23 protein-coding genes are annotated in these 24,452 nt (G+C 69.0%); 9 read left to right on the forward strand and 14 right to left on the reverse strand.

Annotation, left to right across the window (positions count from 1 at the left end):
- Nucleotides 1-36: 36 nt before the first annotated feature.
- The gene (locus H2037_RS14805) at nucleotides 37-1,449 is read left to right on the forward strand and encodes a Mur ligase family protein (RefSeq protein ID WP_292123526.1); all 1,413 of its coding nucleotides are present in this window, start codon (nucleotides 37-39) and stop codon (nucleotides 1,447-1,449) included.
- Nucleotides 1,450-1,464: 15 nt separating this feature from the next.
- Here H2037_RS14805 and H2037_RS14810 read toward each other — a convergent pair whose 3' ends face one another.
- Complete coding sequence (locus H2037_RS14810; RefSeq protein WP_292123528.1) at nucleotides 1,465-2,034, reverse strand: DUF308 domain-containing protein; 570 nt, start codon at nucleotides 2,032-2,034, stop codon at nucleotides 1,465-1,467.
- A 128-nt stretch (nucleotides 2,035-2,162) separates the two neighbouring features.
- Here H2037_RS14810 and H2037_RS14815 point away from each other — a divergent pair, with 128 nt between their 5' ends.
- Entirely contained in the window at nucleotides 2,163-2,624 is a 462-nt protein-coding gene (locus H2037_RS14815; RefSeq protein ID WP_292123530.1) for a MarR family transcriptional regulator, read from the forward strand.
- Nucleotides 2,625-2,651: 27 nt separating this feature from the next.
- Here the strand turns inward: H2037_RS14815 and H2037_RS14820 are convergent, their stop codons facing one another.
- The 13 genes from H2037_RS14820 to H2037_RS14880 form a co-directional block, all read right to left on the reverse strand.
- On the reverse strand, nucleotides 2,652-4,013 hold the full coding sequence (locus H2037_RS14820; RefSeq protein ID WP_292123532.1) for a sulfite reductase subunit alpha: 1,362 nt from the start codon (nucleotides 4,011-4,013) through the stop codon (nucleotides 2,652-2,654).
- A complete protein-coding gene (locus H2037_RS14825) occupies nucleotides 4,010-5,104 on the reverse strand; it encodes an FAD:protein FMN transferase (protein ID WP_292123534.1) in 1,095 nt (364 codons plus the stop codon). Before H2037_RS14825 ends, H2037_RS14820 begins: the two co-directional genes overlap by 4 nt.
- A gap of 9 nt (nucleotides 5,105-5,113) precedes the next feature.
- Nucleotides 5,114-5,914 (reverse strand): DUF4198 domain-containing protein, encoded by an 801-nt coding sequence (locus tag H2037_RS14830; protein ID WP_292123535.1) that lies wholly within the window; start codon nucleotides 5,912-5,914, stop codon nucleotides 5,114-5,116.
- A gap of 11 nt (nucleotides 5,915-5,925) precedes the next feature.
- A complete protein-coding gene (locus tag H2037_RS14835; protein WP_292123537.1) occupies nucleotides 5,926-6,435 on the reverse strand; it encodes a DUF2271 domain-containing protein in 510 nt (169 codons plus the stop codon).
- 25 nt (nucleotides 6,436-6,460) lie between these two features.
- Nucleotides 6,461-7,153 carry a PepSY-associated TM helix domain-containing protein gene (locus H2037_RS14840; protein ID WP_365833856.1) on the reverse strand — a complete coding sequence of 231 codons (693 nt, stop codon included), beginning with the start codon at nucleotides 7,151-7,153 and terminating at the stop codon, nucleotides 6,461-6,463.
- Nucleotides 7,154-7,223: 70 nt separating this feature from the next.
- Entirely contained in the window at nucleotides 7,224-9,281 is a 2,058-nt protein-coding gene (locus tag H2037_RS14845) for a TonB-dependent receptor (protein ID WP_292123539.1), read from the reverse strand.
- Nucleotides 9,282-9,352: 71 nt separating this feature from the next.
- Nucleotides 9,353-10,039, reverse strand: a complete 687-nt coding sequence (locus H2037_RS14850; protein WP_292123541.1) for a Fe2+-dependent dioxygenase — start codon at nucleotides 10,037-10,039, stop codon at nucleotides 9,353-9,355.
- 78 nt (nucleotides 10,040-10,117) lie between these two features.
- Complete coding sequence (locus H2037_RS14855) at nucleotides 10,118-12,376, reverse strand: TonB-dependent siderophore receptor (protein WP_292123543.1); 2,259 nt, start codon at nucleotides 12,374-12,376, stop codon at nucleotides 10,118-10,120.
- A 103-nt stretch (nucleotides 12,377-12,479) separates the two neighbouring features.
- Nucleotides 12,480-13,262, reverse strand: coding sequence for a peptidase (locus tag H2037_RS14860; RefSeq protein ID WP_292123545.1), 783 nt, complete (start codon nucleotides 13,260-13,262; stop codon nucleotides 12,480-12,482).
- Between the two features lie 64 nt (nucleotides 13,263-13,326).
- Complete coding sequence (locus H2037_RS14865) at nucleotides 13,327-14,166, reverse strand: transglutaminase family protein (protein ID WP_292123547.1); 840 nt, start codon at nucleotides 14,164-14,166, stop codon at nucleotides 13,327-13,329.
- A gap of 2 nt (nucleotides 14,167-14,168) precedes the next feature.
- Nucleotides 14,169-15,107 (reverse strand): alpha-E domain-containing protein, encoded by a 939-nt coding sequence (locus H2037_RS14870; RefSeq protein ID WP_292123549.1) that lies wholly within the window; start codon nucleotides 15,105-15,107, stop codon nucleotides 14,169-14,171.
- Between the two features lie 167 nt (nucleotides 15,108-15,274).
- Nucleotides 15,275-16,696, reverse strand: coding sequence for a circularly permuted type 2 ATP-grasp protein (locus H2037_RS14875; RefSeq protein WP_292123551.1), 1,422 nt, complete (start codon nucleotides 16,694-16,696; stop codon nucleotides 15,275-15,277).
- Between the two features lie 268 nt (nucleotides 16,697-16,964).
- Entirely contained in the window at nucleotides 16,965-18,170 is a 1,206-nt protein-coding gene (locus tag H2037_RS14880) for an FAD-dependent oxidoreductase (protein ID WP_292123571.1), read from the reverse strand.
- A gap of 232 nt (nucleotides 18,171-18,402) precedes the next feature.
- On the opposite strand from H2037_RS14880, the gene H2037_RS14885 reads away from it, so the two are divergent.
- From H2037_RS14885 to hisF, 7 genes are read left to right on the forward strand one after another with little or no spacing between them, the layout of a single operon-like run.
- The gene (locus tag H2037_RS14885; protein WP_292123553.1) at nucleotides 18,403-18,687 is read left to right on the forward strand and encodes a YerC/YecD family TrpR-related protein; all 285 of its coding nucleotides are present in this window, start codon (nucleotides 18,403-18,405) and stop codon (nucleotides 18,685-18,687) included.
- 10 nt (nucleotides 18,688-18,697) lie between these two features.
- A complete protein-coding gene (hisG, locus tag H2037_RS14890; RefSeq protein ID WP_292123555.1) occupies nucleotides 18,698-19,579 on the forward strand; it encodes an ATP phosphoribosyltransferase in 882 nt (293 codons plus the stop codon).
- Complete coding sequence (gene hisD / locus H2037_RS14895; RefSeq protein WP_292123557.1) at nucleotides 19,579-20,886, forward strand: histidinol dehydrogenase; 1,308 nt, start codon at nucleotides 19,579-19,581, stop codon at nucleotides 20,884-20,886. The genes hisG and hisD overlap by 1 nt, the downstream gene beginning before the upstream one ends.
- On the forward strand, nucleotides 20,883-22,307 hold the full coding sequence (gene hisB / locus H2037_RS14900) for an imidazoleglycerol-phosphate dehydratase HisB (protein ID WP_292123560.1): 1,425 nt from the start codon (nucleotides 20,883-20,885) through the stop codon (nucleotides 22,305-22,307). The genes hisD and hisB overlap by 4 nt, the downstream gene beginning before the upstream one ends.
- A 30-nt stretch (nucleotides 22,308-22,337) precedes the next feature.
- Nucleotides 22,338-22,940 (forward strand): imidazole glycerol phosphate synthase subunit HisH, encoded by a 603-nt coding sequence (hisH, locus tag H2037_RS14905; protein WP_292123562.1) that lies wholly within the window; start codon nucleotides 22,338-22,340, stop codon nucleotides 22,938-22,940.
- Complete coding sequence (gene hisA, locus H2037_RS14910; RefSeq protein ID WP_292123563.1) at nucleotides 22,934-23,665, forward strand: 1-(5-phosphoribosyl)-5-[(5-phosphoribosylamino)methylideneamino]imidazole-4-carboxamide isomerase; 732 nt, start codon at nucleotides 22,934-22,936, stop codon at nucleotides 23,663-23,665. The genes hisH and hisA overlap by 7 nt, the downstream gene beginning before the upstream one ends.
- Complete coding sequence (gene hisF, locus H2037_RS14915) at nucleotides 23,662-24,429, forward strand: imidazole glycerol phosphate synthase subunit HisF (RefSeq protein WP_292123565.1); 768 nt, start codon at nucleotides 23,662-23,664, stop codon at nucleotides 24,427-24,429. The genes hisA and hisF overlap by 4 nt, the downstream gene beginning before the upstream one ends.
- Nucleotides 24,430-24,452: the final 23 nt, after the last annotated feature.

Below are 24,452 nucleotides of genomic sequence, written 5' to 3' on the forward strand. Positions count from 1 at the left end.
CTGGCGGATCGGCCTAATCCCCTGTTCTAAGGGGGCATGAACCAAGACGCCTCCTATTTCTTCTGCGGCATCGGCGGGTCGGGCATGCTGCCCCTGGCCCTGATCGTCCAGGCCCAGGGTCACGCCATCGAGGGCTCCGACCGGGCGCTGGACCAGGGCCGCACGCCCGAGAAGTTCGACTGGCTGCGCGCCCACGGCGTGACCCTGCACCCCCAGGACGGGTCCGGCGTCACCCGCCCGTCCCAGATCGTCGTCGCCACCGGGGCGGTCGAGGAGACGGTGCCCGACATCGGCGCCGCCCGCCGCGCCGGCGCGACCATCAAGACCCGCCCCCAACTGCTCAGCGAACTGTTCAACGCGGCCCCGACCTCGATCGGGGTGGCCGGCACCAGCGGCAAGTCCACCATCACCGGCATGATCGCCTGGATCCTGAGCCAGGCCGGCCGGACCCCCACCGTCATGAACGGGGCGGTGATGAAGAATTTCGTCGATGCCGACCATCCGTTCGCCAGCGCCCTGATCGGCGGCCCCGACCTGTTCGTGTCCGAGGTGGACGAATCCGACGGCTCCATCGCCGGCTACGACCCGACCGTCGCCGTCGTCTCCAACATCTCGCTGGACCACAAGTCGATGGAGGAGTTGCGCGACCTGTTCGGCGGCTTCACCGCGCGGGCGGCCACGGCCGTGCTGAACCTCGACAATCCCGAGACGGCGGCGCTCGCCCAGGAACTGGCCCAGACCGCCCCCGCCGCCAGGGTCATCACCTTCGCCCTGGGCGAGGAAAAGGCCGACCTGTCCGCCCATGATCTGCAGCCCCTGCCCGCCGGCATGAAGTTCCGCCTGATCGAGGGCTGGAGCGAATATGACGTCGTCCTGAACGTGCCGGGCGCCCATAATGTCGCCAACGCCCTGGCGGCCCTGGGGGCGGTCAAGGCCGTCGGCGTGCCTACTGGAGAGGCGGTCAAGGCGCTGGAGACCTTCGCCGGCATCCGTCGCCGGATGGAGGTGGTCGGGACCGCGAACGACATCACCGTCATCGACGACTTCGCCCACAACCCGGACAAGATCGCCGCCACGCTGAAGACCCTGCACGCCTTCGACGGTCGTCTGCTGATCCTGTTCCAGCCACACGGCTTCGGTCCGCTGAAACTGATGCGGCAGGAATTCATCGACGGCTTCGCCGGCCTGATGCGGCAGGACGACGTCCTGCTGATGCCCGAGCCGGTCTATTACGGCGGCACCACCGACCGCAGCGTCGGCTCGGAAGACATCGCCTCGGGCGTCCGCGCCGCCGGCCGTCAGGCAGAGGCTCTGCCGACCCGCGCCGCCTGCGGCGACCGGATCGTGGAGATGGCGCAACCGGGCGACCGGATCATCGTCATGGGCGCCCGCGACGACACCCTGTCCAGCTTCGCGGCTGACCTGCTGGGCCGACTGGCGAGGCGATGATCCGTCGACGGAAAGTCAGGCCGCGTTTCTCGGCTTTCTGAAGGTCAGCCAAAGGGCCGAGACCAGGAAGTAAAAGGCGCCGAAACCCGCATAGCCCGCAACGGTGGCGATGGAGAGCAGGGCCGGACCGGTCGCCATGAAGGCGAAGAAGCCGCCGGCCAGCACCGACTGACCACCGCTCAGGATCATGGCCCATTGCGCGCCATAGGTCCGCCAGCGCCGCACACCTGTGATCAGTTGCAGAAGACCGGCCAGCACGGCCCATAGCCCGAAAACGCCGATCGCGGCGTTGATGCCGACCGCGAGACTGCCCAGCATGGCCAGGGCGGCGAGTGTGCTGACGGCGGCGTTCACGACCTGAGACCGATTGGCCCGGTATCCGCCGGCGCCGCGTGCGTCGATCAGGTTCGCCAGGGCGTCCCACGCCGGATAGAGCACCAGCAGGACGGCGCCGATCACGGGATTGGACACGCCGGCGGTGAAGGCGGCGACGACCCAGGCGGCGGCGACGCCCGCCCTTAGATAATAATAGTTTCGCAGCGCGACGGTGGAGGTGTGCGGATCGAGAGCGAGCGAGGCGGCCATGAGAATTTCCTAATGCATGATACGACATTATATGTCGCGACATGTTTCTCGTATCAGGGGCAGAGCCTGTTTGCCAGCAATACTTGTCGTGACATAGAATGGCGGAACCATTTTTGAGAGAGCCCGTCTTGTCCTCCGATCCCGCCTATGTTCCGACACTGGACGAGCAGCTCTGTTTCGCGCTCTACGGCGCCAGCCTGGCGATCAATCGGGCGTACAAGCCGCTGCTGGACGAGCTCGAGATCACCTACCCTCAATATCTGGTCCTGAGCGCCCTGTGGGAGCACGACGACCTGACCGTCGGCGCGATCGCTGAACGCCTCGGACTCGACTCCAGCAATGTCACGCCCCTGGTCAAACGGATGGAGGGCGCCGGTCTGGTTTCTCGACGCCGCAACCCGACGGACGAGCGCCAGGTCGTGATCAGCCTGACCGACGAGGGCGCGGCCATGCAGGCGCGCAGCGCCTGTCTGGGACAGCGGCTGTTCCAGTCCGCCGCGATGAGCGTGGACAAGCTGGTTCAGCTCAACAAGGACGTGCAGGCGTTCCGGGACGCCGTGTCGCGCTATATCGCACCCGAGGACGCCTGAGCCGCCGCGCCCTCTGCTCGGATCAATCTAATAGACGTCCCGCCGATATCGGCCGTCCTCGAGCATCGCCAAGACGGCATCCGCGCCCAGCGCCGTTTCCAGCGCCGCATGGACGCCCTGTGACATCCCCTCCAGGCTGCCGCAGACGTAGATCGCCGCGCCGCGCGACACCCAGTCGCGCAGATCGTCCCCCGCCGCCGCGACCAGATCCTGCACATAGCGGCCATCCCCGGCGTCGCGGGAGAAGCAGCGGTCCAGCCGGCGCAACACCCCGGCCGTCCTCCAGGCCTGCAGGTCGTCGTCGAAGAAGGCGTCGTGCGCCCGCGTCCGCTCGCCGAACAGCAGCCAGGCCCCGCCGCCCGCCGCCGTCCGGGCCTTCAGATGCGCCCGCAATCCCGCGATCCCCGTGCCGTTGCCGATCAGGATCATAGGCGTCGCGTCCGCCGGGCCGTGGAAGCTGCGGTTGGTCCTCAGCCGCATGCCGATCTGGTCGCCGATCTTCAAATCCTGCGTCAGCCAGCCCGAGGCCAGGCCCGGCGTCCCATCTGGATGACGCATCAGCCGGATCAGAAACTCGACCCGCCCGTCCGACGGAAGGGAGCCGATCGAATATTCGCGCGAGCCGGGCGTGACCCCGTCCCGCTCGGGCAGGCCTACCTCGGCGATGTCGCCCGCCGACCAGTCCGGCGCCGATCCGACGGGCTCGAAGGCCAGAAGCCAGGCCTCGCCGCCGGGGCCGCCCGGATTGACCAGGGTCCGTTCGACCAGCCGCCATGGGTCATAGGCGGGCGGGGTCCAGTCCGGGACCGCGAGACTGCCGGTGATCTGGTTCAGCTGGTGCTGCCAGTGGCGGATGGCGCCGGCCTCGCCGTTGTCGACCTCGACCATGTCGAACAGCGGCTCGGCGCCGGATCGTCTCAGCCAGGCGTCCACCGCATGGCCGAAGCCGCAGAACCGGTCATAGCTGCGGTCGCCCAGGGCCAGCAGGCCGAACCTCAGCCCGTTCAGGTCGGCTGACGACGCCATCGCCTTGCGGACGAACCGGGCGGCGCTGTCGGGCGGATCGCCCTCGCCGGTCGTGGAGACGATCAGCAGCGCCCGTCCCGCCGCCTTCAGCGTCGCCACATCCAGATCGGCGAACGACAGGACCCGCGCGCCCACCCCGCCGTGGCGCAAGCCTTTTGCCGTCATCCAGGCCAGTTCCTCGGCGAAGCCCGTCTGGCTGGCGAAGGCGACCAGCAGGGTCTCCCCGTCTCCGACCAGGGCCTCGGACTTGGCCCGCGCCGCCGCCCTGGCCCGCCGCTCGCGCCAGACGACGAAGCCGGTCAGGAGCAGCCACAGGACCAGGGCCCCGGCGGCCCAGAACCAGCGCGCCGGCTCGTTCGTCACCAGGGCTCTTCCATCATGGCGACCAGGGCGGGCGTCAGCCGCTCGATCGGCCCGCGCTCGGTCCGTTCCACGAACAGGGCGGCCAGGCCCAGGGCCTCGGCGTATTCCGGTCCCTCGAACGGTCCCATGACCGTCAGGGCCGTGGCATAGGCGTCGGCCTTCATCGCCGAGGCGTGGAAGACGGTGACAGAGGCCAGGGCGTTGGCCACGGGCCGCCCCGTCGAACCGTCGATCGTATGCGGATAGCGACGGCCCAGATGTTCGAAGACGCGGCGATAGTCGCCGCTGGTGGCCATGGCCTGGTCATACAGGGCCGCCACGGTCCGCGGCGTCGGCGAGCTCTCGATCCGCTCGATCTCGACCCACCAGGGCTGGGCGTCCGGCTTGACGCCGCGCCCCTTCAGTTCGCCCCCGATCTCGACCAGGTGCGAGGTCGCGCCGATGGCCGTCAGCCGGTCGGAGACGCGGTCTACCGCATGGCCCTTGGCGATACCGGAAAAATCCAGCCCCATCCCGCCCATTTGCATGACGCCGCGCGCCTCGCGGTTCAGCCTCAGCCGGCGCCAGCCCGACACCGCCAGCGCCGCCTCGACCTCCTCGTCGGACGGAACGGGCAGAAGGGCGCCGCGCGGTCCGGGCGGCCCGAAACCCCACAGATCGACCAGGGCGCCCAGGGTCGGATCGACCGCCCCATTGGTCTCGTCGCCCAGCTCCATGGCGGCGTCCAGCAGATCCCAGAACAGCTCGGACACCGACCACAATCCGGCCGGGGCGGCGTTGAACCGGCTGATCTCGCTGGACGGGTCCCAGGGGCTGAAGGCGGCGATCACGGCCGCCAGCTCCTGTTCGACCGCGGCCCGGACCTCGAACTCGGCCAGGCCGTTCGGGCCGATGGCCCGCACGTTCCAGGTCGTTCCCATGGTCTGGCCACCGACGGAGACGATCTGGTCGCTCGGCGGACGGGGCGGAACCCCGCTCATCGGCGAGATCAGCACCCGGTTGTCGGCCCGATCCGCGATGGGGACCGGGTCGCCGAGCGTGACCGTGGGCGGGGCGGCGCGTGAACCGCGCGAGAAGGGCGTATCGGACATGGCCCAGGCTTAGGGCAGGACTTCCATCACCGCCACATAGCTGGCGTTCGAACCCGGCGCATCACCCTGGGCCGGCGCGCGGACCGAGGCGTTCAGCCAGTACATGCCGGCTTCCGGCCAGGTCACGGTGAAGCCGCCGTCGGCGCCGGTCCTGACCGTCATCTCCTCGGGATTGTCGCGATAGCGGACGCCCCCGCGCGCGACGGTGACCTCCAGGTCGGCGGCGGGCTGGCCGTCCTTCAGCAGTTTGAAACTGGCGGCCTCACCGGCGGCCAGGTCGTTCGGGTGGGTCACGGGGACCAGTTCAAGCCCCTCGCCCGTCGTCTTGAACACGGTCTCGGTCGCGTTGTTCAGGGTGACGAAGGTCTCGATCCGGCTGGCGGTGCGGGTCGCCTGCACGTCGGTCGCGCCCTCGGGCAGGGCGGCCGGAAACTCGGCGGCCGACCCGCGCCAGCGCTTCTGCTCGCCGTTCAGCTTGTAGCTGGCCATGACGCCGCCCATGACATTGGCGATCTTGTAGGTGCCGTTCTGGGTCAGATGGACGTCGAAGGTCGTGCGGTACTGGCCCTGCATCAGGTGTTCGGGCTGGACGCTCGATCCGTCCGGCGCCGTGACCACCAGGCCGTTCATCCGCATGGCGGCATGGTCAGGGATGAAGACCCCGTTCGACATGCCGGCGTCGAACCCGACCCAGGCGTCATTGCCCGACAGGCTGGTCGAGGTCGGCGCCATCCAGGCGCGGTGCGCCTGGGCGGCCATCGGTGCGGCCAGGGCGGCAGCCAAAGTAAGCAGGGCGATGGTCTTTTTCATGGGTCTGTTCCTCAGCGAGAGACGGTGACGCGCACGGCGCCCAGTTCGGTGGAGCCGGAGGCGTCTGCGGTGTTGGCGCCGCCCCAGCGGAAGGGCGCGCGCACCACTTCGCGACCGCCCAGTTCGCGGGCCGCCTCGACCACGATATTGTATTGGCCCGGCTGCAGGCCGCGCAGGCGGGCGGCGGGCACGGTGATGGTCTGGCGTCCCGGCGCGCGGGTGGCGCCCGACACCCCGTCGGCCGGCAGGCTCATGGCCCGGCCGCCCTTGCGCCACCAGGTGCGCAGGTCCTTCAGCCAGTCCTTGCCGTCGCCCTCGTTGTTGCGCGTCTGCTGGTACCAGACCGCCAGGGTCTGGACCGCCGTCTGGTCCGGCCGCTCGATCCACACCGCCACATAGGGCCGGTGGTACGAGGCTGTGTTCAGCCGCGGCAGGTCGACCGTGACGGTCATGTCCGCCGCCAGGGCCGGGGCGGCCGCGGCCAGGCCGACAGTGGTGACGACGATGGGAAGAAGACGCATCCGGAAACTCTCGGCGAAGATTGGCTTAGTGGATGAAGATCAGGGCGATGACGACGGGGATCAGCAGGCCCAGGGCCGCCAGAGGCCAGGTGGACGGCCGCCCCTTGGCGTGCAGCCACATCAGGGCCAGCCCCGTCAGGGCGAAGATCGTACAGGCCACGGCGAAGACGTCGATGAACCAGAACCAGACCGAGCCGGCGTTGCGGCCCTTGTGCAGGTCGTTGAGGTAGGCGATCCAGCCGCGCGTGGTCTTCTCGTGCACCGCCTCGCCGGTGGACCGGTCGATGGTCAGCCAGCCGTCGCCGCCGGGCGTGGGCAGGGCGACATAGATTTCTTCCGCCGTCGTCTCGGTCGGCTTGCCGGCGATCTGGACCTGCATGGCCTCGACCGACCAGCGCGCCACGGCGTCGGGGACCGGGTCCGTCGTCTCGTCCGCAAATCCGGCCAGCCGCTCCAGCAGGGGCGCCGGCAGGGTCGCGGTCCGTTCGACGGTCACCGGCTCGGCCGGAATCGCGGCGGCGTGGTTCAGGGTGATTCCTGTCACGGCGAACAGGATCAGCCCCGACAGGCTGACGGCCGCCGATATCCAGTGCCAGGAATGCAGTTGTTTCAGCCAAAAGGCGCGCGCGGCGTTCAGGGCCGCCTTCGGCGGTTTCGTGGCCTGATGGGAGGCCTGGGCGGCCGGTTCGGCCTGACGCTGTGCGGCGATTTCGGTCACGACGTGGCTGTGCCACTGTTGCGAACCATTTTCAATAGCAATCCGTGCGACGAAATCGCCGGCGGTCGCCTCAGTAGGTCAGGCGCAGTCCGGCGCTGACCGTGCGCGGCGGCGCATAGCCGGCGATGTCGGCGCCGGTCATCGACACCTCGACCTCTTCGTCCAGGGCGTTATCGACGGCGGCCCACAGCATCACCCGGCGGCTGGCCGCCCATTCGGCGCGGGCGTCCAGGGTCACGGCCGGGTCCAGAACGCGGCTGTTCAGATCGTCGTCGAACCGCGCCGATTCATACCGCGCCGCCACGGCCAGGGTCAGCCGGTCGCTGGCCCGCCAGTCGACGCCCGCCGTCGCGCTCCATTCGGGCGCCTGGGCCGGGCGCAGGCCGGTCAGCTGGGGCGCGGCCGTTCCCCCGTCCACCTCGGCGTCGGTCCACGACAGGGCGGCGTTCAGCGACACGGCCTCGGTCGCGCGGACCGATCCGTTCAGCTCGACGCCCCAGGCCTCGATGGTTCCCGCATTCTGGCGCTGGCGCAGGGCGCCCCCCGCCGGCACGAAGCCCGCGCGGGGGAAGGTCCCCGGTCCCTCGCCGATCGTCACATTGACGATGGCGTCCTCGATCTCGTTCCAGAAGACCGTCGCGCCCCAGGCGACGCCCCCCCGGTCAAAAGCCAGGCCGGTCTCGACGCCGCGCAGGGTCTCCGGCTCCAGCGCCGCATTGGCCTCGGTGATGTCGTTGCCGACGCGGAACGGCCGGTGCAGTTCGTTCAGGGTCGCGGGCCGGAAGCCGGAATAGGCCGCCGCCCGCCAGGCGTAGCCCTGGCCCAGCCAGGCGCCCAGATCGCGCCGCGCCGCCAGACGGGCGCTGAACACCTCGCCCGAACGGTCCGGGTCGGTCTCGTCCAGGATCGGCGCGCCGGTCGCCAGCGTATATTCGTAGCGGAAGCCGCCCTCGTTCTTCCAATGGTCGTACCTCAGCCCGCCCGCGACCAGCCAGTCGCCGCCGGTCCAGGAGCCGTCGACATAGGTTCCCGCCACCGAGGTCTCGCCGCCCGCGCGCCGGCCCCGGGTGAAGCCCGTCCCGTTCGGATTGCTGAAGAATTCGTTGGTCTCGCCCTCGTTGAACCGGGCGTCGGCCCCGACCTCCCACTCCAGCCGCCCGCCGGCGAAGTCGGACGCGCGTCGCCGCAGGGCCGCGTTCAGGCCCCAGCCGGTCGCCGGGGTCTTGTACTGGTCGTTCGCCGGGGTCGTGGTCGAACGATCCGCCGCCACGGCGGCCGAGCTGTTGGCGAAATTGCTCTCGATCCGCCAGGCCTGCAGCCGCCAGCCATAGCCGTCGACGGGCGGCGCCTTGGCTGCCGTGGCGCTGAGGCTGTGGCCGCTGGCGTTGGAGCGGGCGTTCAGCAGGCCCGAGCCGCGATCCTCCTCCCAGGTCGAGGCGCGCAACGACAGATTGGCCCCGTTCAGGCTCAGCCCGTCCAGCGGCGCGTCGACCCGCAGGGCCGCGCTGCGGCTGTCCAGATCCAGCGGCTGGTCCGCCGCCCCGGCCGCCGATCCGCGCACGGGCGTATAGCCGTCGCTGGTCTCGTACAGGCCCGACAGTGTCACGCCCACCGGCCCCATCCGGGTCGAGCCCGATCCCGCGACCCGCGCCCCGCCGCGTTCGATCACCGAGGCGTCCAGCACCCCGCCACGGTCCCTCTCCGTCAGGCCGATGGTTCCCGTCAGGGCGCCCGCGCCATAGGGGCCGGCCCCCGCGCCGCGCACCACATCGACCCGCTCCAGCGATTCCGGCGCGACCTGGGACCAGATCACCCAGCCCCCGAACGGATCGTTCAGCGGAACCCCGTCCAGCGTCACCAGGGTGCGTCCCGCCCCCGACGGCGCAATGGCCCGCAGTGAAATCCCCTGGGTGGTCGGATTGGCGGCCAGGCTCGACGTCCGCCGGAACAGGGACACCGCCGGCACGGTCCGCAGCGCCTCGTCAAGACGAGCGGCCCGGTTCAGCACGGCCTGGTCCAGCCGCACCACCGAAAAGGCGGCGTCGGCGGCGGCGGGGGGAAGACGCGCGGCGGTGACCACGATCTCGTCAAGCTGGGCGGGCGGAGCGGGGGGCGCGTCTTGGAACATCCCGGTCACAATAGACCAGCTTCGCCTTGGTTCACCCCTGCGGCCTTATTACCCGCCCGGTGTCCGCCGGGTCACACCTCGGACCAGCGCCGCAGCAGGTTGTGATAGACCCCGGTCAGCTCGATCACCGCCTGATCCTTGGGCCCCTTCTCCAGCGCCACCCTCTGGGTCGCGACGTCCAGGCGGAACAGCATTTCCCGGTCGCCGTCGTCGCGGATCAGGCTCTGCATCCACATGAAGGACGACACCCGCGCCCCGCGCGTCACCGGCATGACCTTGTGAAGGCTCTTGGACGGATACAGCACCAGGTCCCCGGCCGGCAGCTTGACCGACTGGGGCCCGTACATCTCCTCGATGATCAGCTCGCCGCCGTCATAGTCCTCGGGTTCCGACAGGAACAGCGTCGCCGACAGGTCGCTCCGAATGCGGATCGCCCCACCGCCGCGCTGCTGGCGGATGGCGTTGTCGACATGCAGCCCGAACTCGCCCCCGCCCTCGTAGCGGTTGAACAGCGGGGGAAAGATGGTGTGCGGCAGGGCGGCGGTGACGAACATCGGATTGGCGTTCAACGCCTGGACGATCAGGGCCGAAACCTCCCGGGCCACGTCCGAGTCTTCCGGCAGCTGCTGGTTCCGCTTGGCCGTCGCCGACTGATGACCCGAGGTGATGTTGCCGTCGGCCCAGGGGCCGGCGTCCAGCCGCTCGCGCAGGGCCTTCACTTCGGCCTTGGAGAAGACTTCGGGGATCTGCAGCAGCACGGTCGGTCTCGCTGGAAAAAGAAAGGCGGCCCCGCCGGAAGGACGGAGCCGCCAGATATAGGCCGGGGATCGGGGCCTTTAGAAGCGCACGTTCAGCGTCAGGATCGCCTGGCTGGCCGGCGCGGGGTCGGCATGGTGCACGCCGTTGGTGCGCATGATGTAGTCCTCGTCCGTCGCGTTCTTGACGTTCAGCTGCAGGCTGGCGCGGTCGGTCACGTCATACGAGGCGAACAGGTCCAGCCGGGTGTAGCTGGGCGCATAGACTGCGCCCGTGCCGCCGCCGGCGCCGCCCTGGTTCCCGCCGAACCGGTCATCGACATAATAGACGCCGCCGCCCAGGCTCAGCTTCGTCATGACCTGATAGGTAGTGAACAGGCTGAAGCTGTTCTTCGGCGTATTGGCCAGCGGATCGCCGACATTGACGTTGTTATAGGCGCCGCGGACCAGTTCGGAGTCCATATAGGTGTAGCCGCCGAACACGGTCCAATCCGGCGTGACGCTGCCCGAGAAGCCGAGTTCCAACCCCTTGACCTCGGTCTCGCCCGCCTGTTCGTACACGCCGTCTTCGACCAGGATCGCGGCGTTCTTGCGGGTTGTCTGGAACAGGGCGCCGCTGAGGGTCAGCCGCCGAGCGAACAGTTCGGCCTTGGCGCCGACTTCGAAGTTTTCGGTGTCTTCGGGATCAAGCACCTCGGTCGCGAGATTGCCGGAGCCTGTTCCGCCCGAGTTGTTCTGGTCCCCCGCGGACACTGTGGGCGGCGTCGAAGAGGTCGCATAGGAAACGTACACGCTGGTGTTCGCCGTCGGCTTGTAGACGAGGCCGGCCTGATAGTTGACGAAGTCCCACGAGGTTTCCGCGACAGGGACGCCGGTGGAAGCCACGCCGTGAACCGCATAGTCGTCCCAGCGCAGACCCAGGTTCAGCACCCATTTGTCGCCCAGAGAGATCGAGTCATTGGCATAGACGCCCGTCGACTTGGTCGTGTTGCTGGTGACTGCGCCCCTGACGATCGAGCCCGTCCACGGGTCGCTTGGATTGGGATCATAGACCGGGGTGCAGTCGAAGCCGGTCAAGGGCGCAGGACAGGCCGAGCCGCTTGTCGTGGTCACTGTATAGCCGGCGTTGCGATTGCGCTCGCGTGAATATTCGACGCCCAGGTCGAAGCTGTGCTTCAGCGCGCCGGTCTGGAACGTCCCGAACAGGTCCGTGACATTGGCGAAGGTCTCGGCCGGGTTCCACCGCGACTTGGTCCCCCGCTTCATCCACCAGGTGTCGCCGACCAGGACCGCCGTGCCGCCGTCGCCCGGATTGGTGACGACATAGTCGTTCAGCGTCTCGGAATAGCGGGTCAGGTTGCGCAGGGTCAGGGTGTCGCTGAACTTATGCTCCAGCTTGACCGTGACGCTGTCGACTTCGTTGCGCATATAGTCCCGGGCCGTCAGACCATAGAAGCTGTCATAGGGCACGTTCAGGATACGGCTGTCGCTCGTCGTGACGCCCCAGCTATTGTCCAGCTTGCGGTCCAGCGGAATCCCGTAGTCCGGCATCGAGTCGGCGGTCAGGTGGTAGTAGTTGATCGTCGCCGAGGTGTCGGTCCCCAGGCCGAAGCCCAGGGCCATGGCCAGACCGTATTTCTCGAAATCGACCGCGTCGCGGCCCGGCACGTCGCCCTCGGTGGCCATCAGGTTCAGGCGGAAGGCGCTGGTGTCGTTCAGACGCCAGTTGCCGTCCACGGTGGCGCGATAATAGCTGTCCGTGCCCACGCCTGCGCTGGCGCTGACGGCGTCGGTCAGGCGCGGCTGTTTGGAGCTGAGGTTGATGCTGCCGCCGCCCGAGCCCCGGCCCGAATAGACGGAATCGGCGCCCTTGATGACCTCGACCTGTTCCAGATCGAAGACTTCGCGCTGCTGGCCGCCGGTGTCGCGCACGCCGTCGACGAAGATGTTGTTGCCCGACGACTGGCCCCGGATGAACGGACGATCCGCCAGGGGCTGGCCGCCCTCGCCCGCGCCGAAGGTGATGCCGGGCGAGTTCCGCAGCAGGTCTTCCAGCGAAGTCGCCGCCGTCTGGATGATGATCTGTTCCGGGATGATGGTCACCGAGCGGGGCGTGTCGATCAGCGGGGCGACGAATTCAGGGCCGGTCGGTTCGCGGCGGATACGACGGCCGGTGACATCGATGGAGTCCAGCCCCTCGGCCTGACTCTGGGGCGCCGTGACCACAGCGCCGTCCTCCGGCGCGACTTCAACGGCGAGGGCTGGGGCGGCGACCAGCATGCCGGCGGCGCTTGAAGCGAACAGGAGCGAGCGGAGCGCGGCGGCGCGGGATTCGGACATATTGAAGCGACCTTTTGGCCTGATTTTGCGATGCGGTCGCAATACACAGCTTCACAATGTCCCACAAGGGAAATTGCGACTTAGTCGCAGAAACAGCCTCAGGTCAGCTTATGGCGGAAATCCGGGAGGGGGTGGGCGGCGTCAGGTCCAGCCAGGTCGGGTCGGGCATGGCCTTGTGCGCCGCCGCCAGGGCCTCGGACCAGCGACGCCCCAGGTCGCGGAAATAGTCGTCGTCGGCGTCGATCCGCCGCACCATTCCCGTCAATCGGTCACGCGGAATGACGATCAGGTCCAGCGGCGGCCCCACGGCGATGTTCGAGCGAATGGTCGAGTCGAACGAGATCAGCCCCAGTTTCACCGCCTCGGACAGGGGCGTGAAATCATGCAGCGCCCGGTCCAGGATCGGCTTGCCGTATTTCAGCTCGCCGATCTGCAGATAGGGGGTGTCGGCCCCGCACTCGATGAAATTGCCCTGACCGTAGATCAGATACAGTCCCAGCTTGCCCCCGCCGATCTGGCCGCCCAGCAGCATGGAGGCGGTGACGTTCAGGGCGTCGGCCATCGGCGAGGCGGGCGTATTGATCGTGGCCCGCACCGTCGCCATCGCATGGCCCAGGATCTGGGCGGCGCGGAAAAGGGTGGGCGCGGTCTCGAGCGTCTCGGGGCCGGTCGAGTCGGGCAGTTTCACCCCCTCCGCCACCATGGCCAAAGCCGTCTGGGTGACCGAGAGATTCCCCGCCGTCGCCACCGCCAGCACCCGTTCGCCGCTGGTCTCGAAGACGTGCAGCTTTCGATAGGACGAGATGTTGTCCACGCCCGCATTGGTGCGGGTGTCGGCGATCATCGCCAGACCCTCGTCCACCAGCATGCCTACGCAATAGGTCACTTCGCTCTATTCGCTCCCCGGTTCGCGAATCGTCTGACGCTAACAGATTTCCGCATGAAGGCGATCAGGACCAGCCCTTGGTCTGATGTTGCTGCTGGCTCTGTTGCACCGGCCGCACATGCAGGGCCACCGTCAGGCTTCCCGTACCGCCGCCGTAGCTGGTCCCCCGGATCGGCGTCGCGCCCAGGGCGTCCAGCCCCGTGGCGATGCGGACATAGTTGTCGGTCGGGCAGATGCCGTTGGCCGCGTCGAACCCGACCCAGCCCAGTCCTTCGATCCAAGCCTCGGCCCAGGCGTGGGCGGCGTCCTGGTCGTGCTGGCCGTCCGACCGGTTCAGATGCCCCGAGACATAGCGCGCCGGCACGCCCAGGGTCCGGGCGCAGCCGATGAAGATCTGGGCATGGTCCTGGCAGACGCCCCGCCGCAGGGCGAAGGCCTCGGCCGCCGTATGGGTGGCGGACGTCGCCCCGACCTCGAAGGCCACTGCGCCGTGCACCGCCCCCATAAGCCGATGCATCCGGTCCAACGTCGAGCCGCCGTCCGTCCCTCGGGCGAAATCGACCAAGGCCGCATCGGCCTGGGTCAGGCGGGTGTCGCGCAGGTAGACCATCGGCTGCAGCCGATCAGTCTGCCCCCGGATCACTCCGCCGGTGTCCACGGTCGAGACCTCGCCCGTCACGCGGATGGTCAGGGCGTCGGTCGGCCGCTCGGTATAGAGGCTGTGGACGATATTGCCGAAGGCGTCCTCGCCGCGCCTCAACCGCGCATCGACGTCAGTCTCGATCCGCCATTCGCGCACCTGCTGGCTCTCGCACGACCTGGGCGTCAGCCGCAGCATCTGAACGATGAACCGCGCCGGTCGGGCATAGGCGTAGCGGGTGGAGTGATCGATCCTTATCCGCATGGTCAGACCAGATATTGTTCGTGGACGGCGGCGGCCAGGGCGTTGTTCTCGTTCAGGAAGCCCTGGATGTATTCGTGCAGGCCGGACTGGAAGATGTCCTCGATCCGCGCCTCGTTGAACTGGGTCAGGCGGTTGGACGCCAGCCGCTGGGCCGGGCCGCGCCGACCATAGTCGGCGGCCAGCTTCTCCAGATAGCTGACGATCATCCCCTGACAGCTGGCCAGCGACCGGGGCATCTGGCGGTTCAGCACCAGCAGGTCGGCCACCAGCCATGGTCGCACGGACTCGCGATAGACCCAGCGATAGGCGGTCAGGGCCGAGACCTCGCGCAACAGGGTGGTCCACTGGAAATAGTCCAGCTGGCCGCCCACCCGTTCGCCGGGCGGCAGCAGCAGGTGATATTTAACATCCAGCAGGCGGGCGGTGTTGTCGGCCCGTTCGATCGCCATGCCCAGTCGCAGGAACCAGTAGGCGTCGTTACGCAACATGGTCCGCGACGAGGCGCCTTCGACCGCCAGCGAGGTCGACTTCACGAAGTCGAGGAAGTTGGTGAAATCGTCACGCCGGGTCGGTTCGCCCAGTTCGTTCAGCCCGTTCCAGGCGCCGTTGATCGCCTCCCAGAGCTCGATGGTCAGGGCGGTCCGCACCGAACGCGCATTGGTCCGCGCGCGGGTGATACAGGCCTTGATCGAGGTCGAATTGTCGGACCCGAAGGCCAGGAACTCGCGCACCGACTTTTCCGACACCGTCCGGCCGGTCGCATCGAACGCCGACTTCACGCCCGACGATGAAATGGCGCCGGCCCAGGCGGTGACCGTGGCCTGATCCTTTGCGGGCAGGGCCGCCAGGCGGATCGCCGCCTCCAGGATCCGCGCGAGAAAATCCGCCCGCTCCATGTAGCGGCCGGTCCAGTACAGGCTGTCTGCGGTGCGAGAAAGCATCTCAGATCTCCTCCCCATTCATGGGGAGGTGGCGCGACGCGCCTTTCGCGTCGTGACGGAGGGGCTCTTCGCCGCATCCCCGATGTCCGTGGGACGTCAAGAACCCCTCCACCACGCTTCGCGCGGTCCCCCTCCCCGCAAGGCGGGGAGGAGACAGTATGATCGCCTCAAACATCCAGCACCCAGGTGTCCTTGGTTCCGCCGCCCTGGCTGGAGTTGACCACCAGCGACCCCTCCTTCAGCGCCACCCGCGTCAAACCCCCGGGCGCGACCCGCACCCCTGCCGGACTGGACAGGACGAAGGGCCGCAAATCGACGTGGCGCGGCGACAGGTCGCCGCCGTTCAGGGTCGGCGCCGTCGACAGGCTCAGCGTCGGCTGGGCGATGAAGTCGTCGGGATCGGCGATCAGCTTGGCCCGGAACGCCTCGATCTCGGCCTTGGTCGAGGTCGGCCCGACCAGCATGCCGTAACCGCCCGATCCCCCGACCTCCTTGACCACCAGTTCGTCCAGCTTGCCCAGCACCTCCTTCAGCGCATCGGGCTCGCGACAGCGCCAGGTCGGCACATTCTTCAGGATCGCCTCCTCGCCGGTGAAGAAGCGGATGATCTCGGGCATGTAGGTATAGACGGCCTTGTCGTCGGCCACCCCTGTCCCGACCGCATTGGCCAGGGTCACCCGCCCGGCGAAATAGGCCGACATCAGCCCCGGCACCCCGACCGCCGAATCCGGCATGAAGGTCAGGGGATCGATGAAATCGTCGTCGATGCGGCGATAGATGACGTCGACCCGCTTGGGCCCTTCGGTCGTGCGCATATAGACGGTGTCGTCATTGACGAAGAGATCCCCGCCTTCGACCAGCTCGACCCCCAGTTTGTCGGCCAGGAAACTGTGCTCGTAATAGGCCGAGTTGAACGGCCCGGGCGTCAGCACCACGATGGTCGGATCCTCGCCCGCGCCGGACGGCGCCGAGGCCTGAAGCGAGCGCAGCAGCATGTCGGTATAGATCTCGACCGGCCGCACCGCATGTTCGGCGAACAGGTCCGGGAACAGCCGCATCATCATCTCGCGGTTCTCCAGCATATAGGAGACCCCCGACGGCGTGCGGACATTGTCTTCGAGCACATAGAAGCCGTCCTCGCCCGTGCGGACCAGATCGACCCCGGCGATATGGCACCAGACGTCGCCCGGCGGCCGGCGGCCCTGCATCTCGGGCCGATAGTGCGGATTGGTCAGGATCAGGTCGGCGGGCACAATCCCGGCGCGGATACAGTTCTGGGCGCCGTAGATGTCTTTCAGGAAGGCGTTGATGGCGGTGACCCGCTGTTTCAGCCCCTTTTCCAGCCCCGACCATTCGTCGGCGCCGATGATGCGCGGCACCACGTCGAACGGGATCAGCCGCTCGTTGGACTCTTCGTCGCCATAGACGGCGAAGGTCACCCCCATCCGTCGGAAGAACAGCTCCGCCTGACGCGAGCGGGCCTGCAGCAGATCGGGCGGCGCATTTTCCAGCCACGCCGCCAGCGTCCTGTAGCTGTCGCGGATCGTCCCCGACCCGCCGCCGTTCATTTCGTCGAAAGCTCTCGTCATTCGCCCTCGCCGCGTTGAGATCGCAGCTTGAAGGGTCTCCAACGAAAAGCGCAACAGTTTTGTTGCACTGCGGCGACGACGAAGCGGGGGAGCGCCTCTCCCTCCCCCTGCGGGGGAGGGGGGCTGAGCCGAAGGCGAAGCCGGGTGGGGGCGGCAGGGCGACACGGGACATATATCACGAGGCAGAACCCGAGCGACCCTGCCGGGCCGCCCCCACCCGGTCGCTACGCGACCGCCCTCCCCCGCAGGGGGAGGGAGAACGCCTGCATCAAACCCCCACCGCCTTCATCGACACGGCCTGATCCGCCAGCTTGGCCACATCCACCGGCGTTCCCTTCCCGATCAGCAGCTTGCCCGCCATGAACTCCGGCGGCGCATTGACCGCCTCGACGCAGACCACCCGGTCGCCGTTCAGGTGAAACACCGCGAACCCCGCCGCCGACGGATCGCCGCGCACCACCTGGCGGTCGGCCTCGAACGGCAGGCCGGCGATCTGCAGCTTGCAGTCGTACTGATCCGACCAGAACCACGGAACCTCGTGCGCCGGCCCCGGTCGGCCGACGATGGCCGCCGCCGCCTGCTTCGCCTGTTCCAGCGCATTGGGCACGCTCTCCAGCCGGTGCGAGATCCCGCCGTGCACCGGAATGGGCCGCCGCGTCATGTCGCCCACGGCGAAGATGGCGGGATCGCTGGTCCGCGCCTGCTCGTCCACCACCACCCCGTCGTCGCAGCGCAGGCCCGCCGACCGCGCCAGGCTTTCGCAGGCCAGGGCGCCGACCCCGACCAGGACCGCATCGGCCTGCACCACCCCCCCGTCCGCCAGCGTCACCCCGTCGTGCGCGACAGCGACCACCTCGGCCCCGGTCAGGATCTCGACCCCGTGCGCCCGGTGCTGAGCCGTGAAGAAGTCGGACAGGGTCTGCGACGCCACCCGCGCCAGCACCCGATCCATCCGCTCGATCACCACCGCCTCGGCGCCCAGCGCCCGCGCCGAAGCCGCCGCCTCCAGTCCGACATAGCCGCCCCCGACCACCGCCAGCCGCTTGCCCGGCCCCAGCACCGCCTTCAGCCGCTCGGCGTCCTTCAGCGTGCGCAGCTCCAGCAGGTCCGGATGATCCCCGCCCGGCACGGGCAGCTTCCGCGCTGTCGATCCCGTCGCCAGCACCAGGACGTCATAGGTCTCGGACGACCCGTCGTGGAAGGCGACCGTCTTCGTCTCCGGATCCACCGACACGGCGACCGTCGACGGCCGGAACTCGATGCCCTGTTCCTCATAGAAGCTCAGCGGACGCAGCAGCAGCGCCTCCAGATCCGCCTCACCCTTCAGCCAGGCCTTGGACAGGGGCGGCCGCTGATACGGCGGGGCATCCTCCTCGCCTACCAGCACGATGGGGCCTTCATGCCCGTACTGCCGCAGAAAGGCCGCGACGGAGCCGCCGGCGTGCCCGGCGCCGATGATCAGGATCTTGGTCATGAAGACGCAGATAGTGCCACGCACGCCTCATGTCTCCTCCCCACCTCGTGGGGAGGTGGCGCGGCGCTTCTTCAGCGCCGTGACGGAGGGGTTCTTCACCGCATCGCAGGCGCCGGTGCGGCGTCCAGAACCCCTCCACCCCCGCGCAAGAGGCGCGGCGGTCCCCCTCCCCGCTTCGCAGGGAGGAGACACCCCCTTGACCGTTCCACTGTTACAGCATAGTGGAACGCGCATGACGACCCCGCCCGCCCGCGACGCCCTCTATGACGCCCTGCTGTCGATGAAGACGCGCGCCGAGATCGACGCCTTCCTGGCCGATCTCTGCACCCCGGCGGAGCTGCGCGCCTTCGCCGAGCGCTGGCAGGTGGCGCGCCTGCTGGACGCCGGGGGCAAGTCCTATCGCGAGATCGCGGCCGAGGCCCACGCCAGCCCCACCACCGTCGTCCGCGTCGCCCGTTATCTGAAAGACATGCCGCACCAGGGATACCGCATCGCCCTGGACCGGCTGAAAGCCTGAGAGTTTCCGCATGAGCACCGTCCAGGGCCGGCTTCGCATCGCCGTCCAGAAATCCGGCCGTTTGGCCGACCGCAGCCTCGACCTGATCCGCGACGCGGGTCTGAAATGGGTCAAGGGCCACAACGACCTGCTGTATCGGGTCGAGAACTACCCCATCGACCTGCTGCGCGTCCGCGACGACGACATCCCCACCTTCGTGGCCGACGGCGTCTGCGACCTGGGCATCGTCGGCGAGAATGTGCTGGAGGAGGGCCGAAACGGCGGGGCCAATGCGTCTGTCGTCATGCCGCTGGGCTTTGGCCGCTGCACGCTGAAGATCGCTGCGCCCCCGACCCTGGCCTATGACGGCCCGGCCTCGCTGGAGGGCCTGCGCATCGCCACCTCCTATCCCAAGATCCTGCGTCGCTTCCTGAACGAGCGGGGGGTCAAGGCCGAGATCGTCGTCATGCGCGGCGCCGTCGAGGTCGCGCCCCGGCTGAAGCTGGCCGCCGCCATCTGCGACCTGGTCTCGACCGGAGCGACGCTGGAGGCCAACGGCCTGGGCGCCAAGGATACGGTGCTGGAAAGCCAGGCCGTCCTGATCCAGTCGCCCGTCGCCCCCGAGCCCGGCCTGCAACACCTGCTGGACAGCGTCATTGAGCGGATGTCCGGCGTCGTCTCCTCGCAGGGCGCCAAATACGTCATGCTGAACGCCCCGCGTTCGGCGCTGGACCAGATCACGGCCATCCTGCCCGGCGCAGGTTCGCCCACCGTCATGCCGCTGATGGGTCGCGACGACGCGGTCGCCGTCCACGCCGTCTGTCAGGAGGCCGTCTTCTGGGAGACGCTCGAGAAGCTGAAGGCCGCCGGCGCATCCGCCATCCTGGTCCTGCCCATCGAGAAGATGATGTGATGAAACTCATCGACTGGTCCTCCCTCGACGCCGCCGGCAAGACATCGGCCCTCGCCCGCCCGGCCCAGCGCACCGCCGGCGACGTCACCGAGGTCGTGCGCACCATCCTGAACGACGTGCGCGAGCGCGGCGGCGCGGCGGTCACGGACTGGTGCGTCAAGCTGGACAAGGCCCCGCCCCGCCGCATCGCCATCACGCCCGAGGTCGTGGCTGAGGCCCGCAACGCCCTGCCCCCCGGCGACGTCCGCGCCCTGCGCATGGCGGCCGAGAATGTCCGCGTCTTCCACCAGGCGACCAAGCCGGAGGATACGCCCTTCGTCGAGACCACCCCCGGCGTGCGCTCGAAACTGGCCTGGCGTCCCATCGCCTCGGCCGGCCTCTACATCCCCGGCGGCACCGCCCCCCTCTTCTCGTCCCTGCTGATGCTGGCCATCCCGGCCGGCGTCGCGGGCGTGGGCCAGCGCGTCGCCGTCACGCCTCCATCGAAGGATGGCGGCGTCCACCCCGCCATGATCCTGGCCGCCGCCGAGGCCGAGCTGGACGCCATCTGGCTGATGGGCGGGGCCCAGGCCATCGCCGCCCTGACCTTCGGCGTCGCGCTGGAGGACGGGATCATCCCCGCCTGCGACAAGCTGTTCGGCCCCGGCAACGCCTATGTGGCCGAGGCCAAGAAACAGGCCTCCGCCCTTCCCGGCGGTCCCGCCGTCGACATGCCCGCCGGCCCGTCTGAACTGATGGTCATCGTCGACCGCGACGCCGCGCCCGAGATCGCCGCCGCCGACCTGCTCAGCCAGGCCGAACACGACGCCGACGCCCAGGTCATCCTGGTCTCCACCAGCCGCGCCACCATCGACTACATCCTGTCGGAGGTGGAGGTTCAGGTCGCCACCCTGCCGCGCGAAGCCATCGCCCGCGCCTCGCTGAACGAAGCCCGCGCCATCCTGGTCCGCGACCTCGACGCCGCCGCGGAAGTGGCCAACCTGTATGGCCCCGAACACCTGGCGATCCAGATCGACGATCCCGAACCCCTGGTCGATTCGATCAAGGCCGCCGGCGCCGTCTTCGTCGGCCGGTTCGCCGCCGAGACTCTGGGCGATTACGCCGCCGGCCCCAGCCACGTCCTGCCCACCGACGGCGGCGCCCGCACCCTGGGCGGCGTCACCACGTCCAGCTTCATGACCACCATGTCGGTCCAGCTGGTGTCCGAGGCCGGCGCCCGCGCCCTCGCCCCCATCGCCGCCCGCCTGGCCCGAATGGAGGGCCTCGAAGCCCACGCCCGCGCCGCCGACCTGAGGGCCGAAGGATGACCCTGCCCGCCCCCTATCCTCCGCTGGTCTCCGGCGGCGAAGGCCTGGACCGCTATCCTGGCGACGCGTCTGCCCTGGCCGCTCGCATGGCCGCGATCTACGCCGTGCCTACCGACCAGGTCCTTCCGGTGCGCGGCCTGACCCACGGGCTGGAACTGGCCTATCGCCTCGCCGCCCGCGACGGCGGCTCGGTCGAGGCGCCCAAGGCCGAACCTTACGACAGTCTGGCCGCCATCTATCCGGCCAAGGGCGAACCCGCCGTCGTCGTCATCCGCGCCCTCGGCTCGCCCGAGGCCGTGGCCGAAATGGCCGCCCGCGTCGCCCCCGCCCTGCTGGTGGTGGACGAAGGCCTGATCGAGTTTTCCGACAGCGTCTCGGCCGCCACCGTCGTCGCCGACCAGCCGAACCTGGTCGTGCTGCGCAGCCTGTCCCTGGCCTATGGTCTGGCCGGCGCCCGCGTCGGCGCGGCCATCGCCCAGGCCCCGACCCTGGCCCGCCTCGCCTCGGTGCTGGAGCCCTACGCCCTGCCCGAACCCCTGGTGCGGCTGGCGCAACAGGCGCTCGACCCGTCGCGGATGATCGAGACCGCCGAGCGGATCGCCTCGGTCCGGCGCGAGCGCGAGCGGATCGCCCGCGAACTGGGCCGCGAAATGACGGTCGAGCCCGGCGTCGGCCCGATCCTCATGGTCCGGCCGCAAGACCCCGCCGCCGCCCTGGCCGGGCTTATGGCCTATGGCGTCGAGGCCGACCTGTCCGGCGACCGGCTGCGCCTGCCCGTCTCGATCAAGCCCGAGGTCAACGACCGGCTGCTGGCCGCCTTCGGCCTGACCCCCGCCAAGCGCCGCCCGTCCCGCGTCGGCCAGGCCGTCCGCGACACGAAAGAGACCCGCATCGTCTGCGCCGTCGATCTGGACGCGCCCGGTCCGATCAAGATCGAGACCGGCGTCGGCTTCTTCGATCACATGCTGGAGCAGATCGCGGCCCACGGCGGCTTCTCCCTGCGGCTCCAGTGCGAGGGCGACCTGCACACCGATCCGCACCACACGATCGAGGACAGCGCCATCGCCCTGGGCCAGGCGCTGAAACAGGCGCTGGGCGAACGTAGAGGCATCGCCCGCTACGGCTTCGTCCTGCCGATGGACGAGGCCAATGCGACCGTCTCCATCGACCTGTCCGGCCGCCCCTATCCGCTGTTCGAGGGCACGTTCGACACCCCCTATATCGGCGACTATCGCACCGACCTGACGGCCCACGTCTTCCGTTCCCTGGCCGAGGCCATGGGCGCCGCCGTCCACATCTCGGTCACCGGCCAGGACGACCACCACAAGACCGAGGCCGTCTACAAGGGCTTCGGCCGCGCCCTGCGCCAGGCCATCCGGGTCGAGGGCGACGCCGTGCCGTCCACGAAGGGGGTGCTGTGATGAAACCCTCCCCCCTTGGGGGAGGATCGCATGAGCGAAGTCGCCATCCTGTCCTATGGCGCCGGCAATGTCGCCTCGGTCCAGTTCGCGCTGGAGCGTCTGGGCGCCACGGTCCGCCTGACCGACGATCCCGCCGTGATCGCCGAGGCCGAACGGGTCATCCTGCCCGGCGTGGGCGCCGCCGGCTACGCGATGAGCCGACTGTCGGACCTGGGCCTGGTCGAGCCGATCCGCGCCTTTCCCCGCCCCCTGCTGGGCGTCTGCCTGGGCCAGCAGCTGCTGTTCGAGCGCAGCGAGGAGGGCGACGGGGTCGGCCTGCTGGGCTTCATCCCCGGCGCCGTGACCCGGCTCGAACCGGCCGAGGCCCTGCCCGTGCCCCACATGGGCTGGAGCCGGCTGACGCGCGACCGCGACGACCCGCTGCTGGAGGGGGTCGTGGACGGCGCCTACGCCTATTTCGTCCACGGCTTCGTCTGTCCCGACGGTCCCGCCACCCTGGCCCGCGCCGACTACGGCGGCCCGGTCCCCGCCGTGGTGCGGTCGGGCAATCGTTGGGGCTGCCAGTTCCACCCCGAACGCTCGGCCGAGGCCGGGGCGACCATCCTCAAGAACTTCCTGGATCTTCCATGCTGATCTACCCCGCCATCGACCTGAAGGACGGCGTCTGCGTGCGCCTGATGCACGGCCGGTTCGACCAGGTGACCCGTTATGACGAACAGCCCGCGGCCCGCCTGACCGCCTTCGCGACCGAGGGCGCCGAATGGATTCACGTCGTCGATCTGGACGGCGCCGAGGCCGGCCAGGCCATGCAGCACGCCCTGATCGGCGACCTGACCCAGGCCCTCGACGTCAAGATCCAGTCCGGCGGCGGCGTCCGCGGCGCCAATGACGTGGCCAAACTGCTGGAGGCCGGTGTGTCCCGCGTCGTCGTCGGCTCCCTGGCCGTGACCCAGCCCAACGACGTGGCCGCCTGGCTCAAGGGTTTCGGCCCGGAACAGATCACCCTGGCCCTGGACGTCAAGATCGAGGACGGCGTCCCCGTCCCCGCCCTAAAGGGCTGGACCCAGTCGTCGGGCGTCACGCTGTGGGAGGCGCTGGATCGCTATCCGAAGGGAACGGCCAAACACCTACTGGTCACCGACGTCGGTCGCGACGGCGCCATGACCGGCCCCAATCTGGAACTGCTGGCCGAGATCCGCCGCCGCCGTCCCGACCTGGTGCTCCAGGCCTCGGGCGGGGTCTCGTCGCTGGACGACATCACGGCGGTCAAGTCGCTGGGCTGCAACGGCGCCATCGTCGGCCGCGCCCTGTACGAAAACCGCTTCACCCTGCCCGAAGCCATAGCGACGGCGGCATGACGGCGCGCCGTATAGTCCCCTGCCTGGACGTCAAGGACGGCCGGGTGGTCAAGGGCGTGAAGTTCGTCGGCCATACAGACATGGGCGACGCGGCGGACCTTGCCGCCCGTTATCGCGACGCGGGCGCCGACGAACTGGTCTTCTACGACATCGCGGCCAGCCCCGAGGGCCGGACCCTGGACTATGGCTGGATCAGGGACATCGCCCGCCTGCTCGACATCCCCTTCTGCGTGGCCGGCGGCATTCGCAGCGTCGATCAGGCCGCGCGCTGTCTCGACCACGGCGCGGACAAGGTGTCGATCAACTCCCCCGCCCTGGAACGCCCCGACCTGATCGCCGAAATGGCGGAACGCCTGGGCAGCCAGTGCGTCGTCGTCGGCGTCGACAGCCGGATGGAGGACGGCGAATGGGTCGTCCACAAATACACCGGCGACCCCGACGCGCGCCGCCGCGCGGGCAAACGCACACTGGATTGGCTGGACCAGGCCCAGGCCCTCGGCGCCGGCGAGATCGTGCTGAACTGCATCGACCAGGACGGCGTTCGACGCGGCTACGACCTCGAACAACTGTCCGCCGCCCGCGCGCGCCTGACCATCCCCCTGATCGCGTCCGGCGGCGCCGGCGCGCCCGAGCATTTCCGAGACGTCTTCCACCAGGCCGACGTCTCAGGCGCCCTGGCCGCCAGCGTCTTCCACACCGGCGCCATCGCCATTCCTGACCTGAAGGCCTATCTCGCGGGCGAAGGCCTGGAGATGAGATTGTGACCCGCCCCTCGCAATCCTCCCCC

The sequence above is a fragment of the Brevundimonas sp. genome (assembly GCF_013912065.1).
In the GTDB taxonomy this organism is placed as follows: Bacteria; Pseudomonadota; Alphaproteobacteria; order Caulobacterales; family Caulobacteraceae; genus Brevundimonas.

Coding starts and splice junctions, on each gene's coding strand:
- H2037_RS14805 (WP_292123526.1), top strand. CDS start 37: ATGAACCAAGACGCCTCCTATTTCTTCTGCGGCATCGGCGGGTCGGGC.
- H2037_RS14810 (WP_292123528.1), bottom strand. CDS start 2,034: ATGGCCGCCTCGCTCGCTCTCGATCCGCACACCTCCACCGTCGCGCTG.
- H2037_RS14825 (WP_292123534.1), bottom strand. CDS start 5,104: ATGTCCGATACGCCCTTCTCGCGCGGTTCACGCGCCGCCCCGCCCACG.
- H2037_RS14830 (WP_292123535.1), bottom strand. CDS start 5,914: ATGAAAAAGACCATCGCCCTGCTTACTTTGGCTGCCGCCCTGGCCGCA.
- H2037_RS14835 (WP_292123537.1), bottom strand. CDS start 6,435: ATGCGTCTTCTTCCCATCGTCGTCACCACTGTCGGCCTGGCCGCGGCC.
- H2037_RS14845 (WP_292123539.1), bottom strand. CDS start 9,281: ATGTTCCAAGACGCGCCCCCCGCTCCGCCCGCCCAGCTTGACGAGATC.
- H2037_RS14855 (WP_292123543.1), bottom strand. CDS start 12,376: ATGTCCGAATCCCGCGCCGCCGCGCTCCGCTCGCTCCTGTTCGCTTCA.
- H2037_RS14865 (WP_292123547.1), bottom strand. CDS start 14,166: ATGCGGATAAGGATCGATCACTCCACCCGCTACGCCTATGCCCGACCG.
- H2037_RS14870 (WP_292123549.1), bottom strand. CDS start 15,107: ATGCTTTCTCGCACCGCAGACAGCCTGTACTGGACCGGCCGCTACATG.
- H2037_RS14875 (WP_292123551.1), bottom strand. CDS start 16,696: ATGACGAGAGCTTTCGACGAAATGAACGGCGGCGGGTCGGGGACGATC.
- H2037_RS14880 (WP_292123571.1), bottom strand. CDS start 18,170: ATGACCAAGATCCTGATCATCGGCGCCGGGCACGCCGGCGGCTCCGTC.
- H2037_RS14885 (WP_292123553.1), top strand. CDS start 18,403: ATGACGACCCCGCCCGCCCGCGACGCCCTCTATGACGCCCTGCTGTCG.
- hisG (WP_292123555.1), top strand. CDS start 18,698: ATGAGCACCGTCCAGGGCCGGCTTCGCATCGCCGTCCAGAAATCCGGC.
- hisD (WP_292123557.1), top strand. CDS start 19,579: ATGAAACTCATCGACTGGTCCTCCCTCGACGCCGCCGGCAAGACATCG.
- hisB (WP_292123560.1), top strand. CDS start 20,883: ATGACCCTGCCCGCCCCCTATCCTCCGCTGGTCTCCGGCGGCGAAGGC.
- hisH (WP_292123562.1), top strand. CDS start 22,338: ATGAGCGAAGTCGCCATCCTGTCCTATGGCGCCGGCAATGTCGCCTCG.
- hisA (WP_292123563.1), top strand. CDS start 22,934: ATGCTGATCTACCCCGCCATCGACCTGAAGGACGGCGTCTGCGTGCGC.
- hisF (WP_292123565.1), top strand. CDS start 23,662: ATGACGGCGCGCCGTATAGTCCCCTGCCTGGACGTCAAGGACGGCCGG.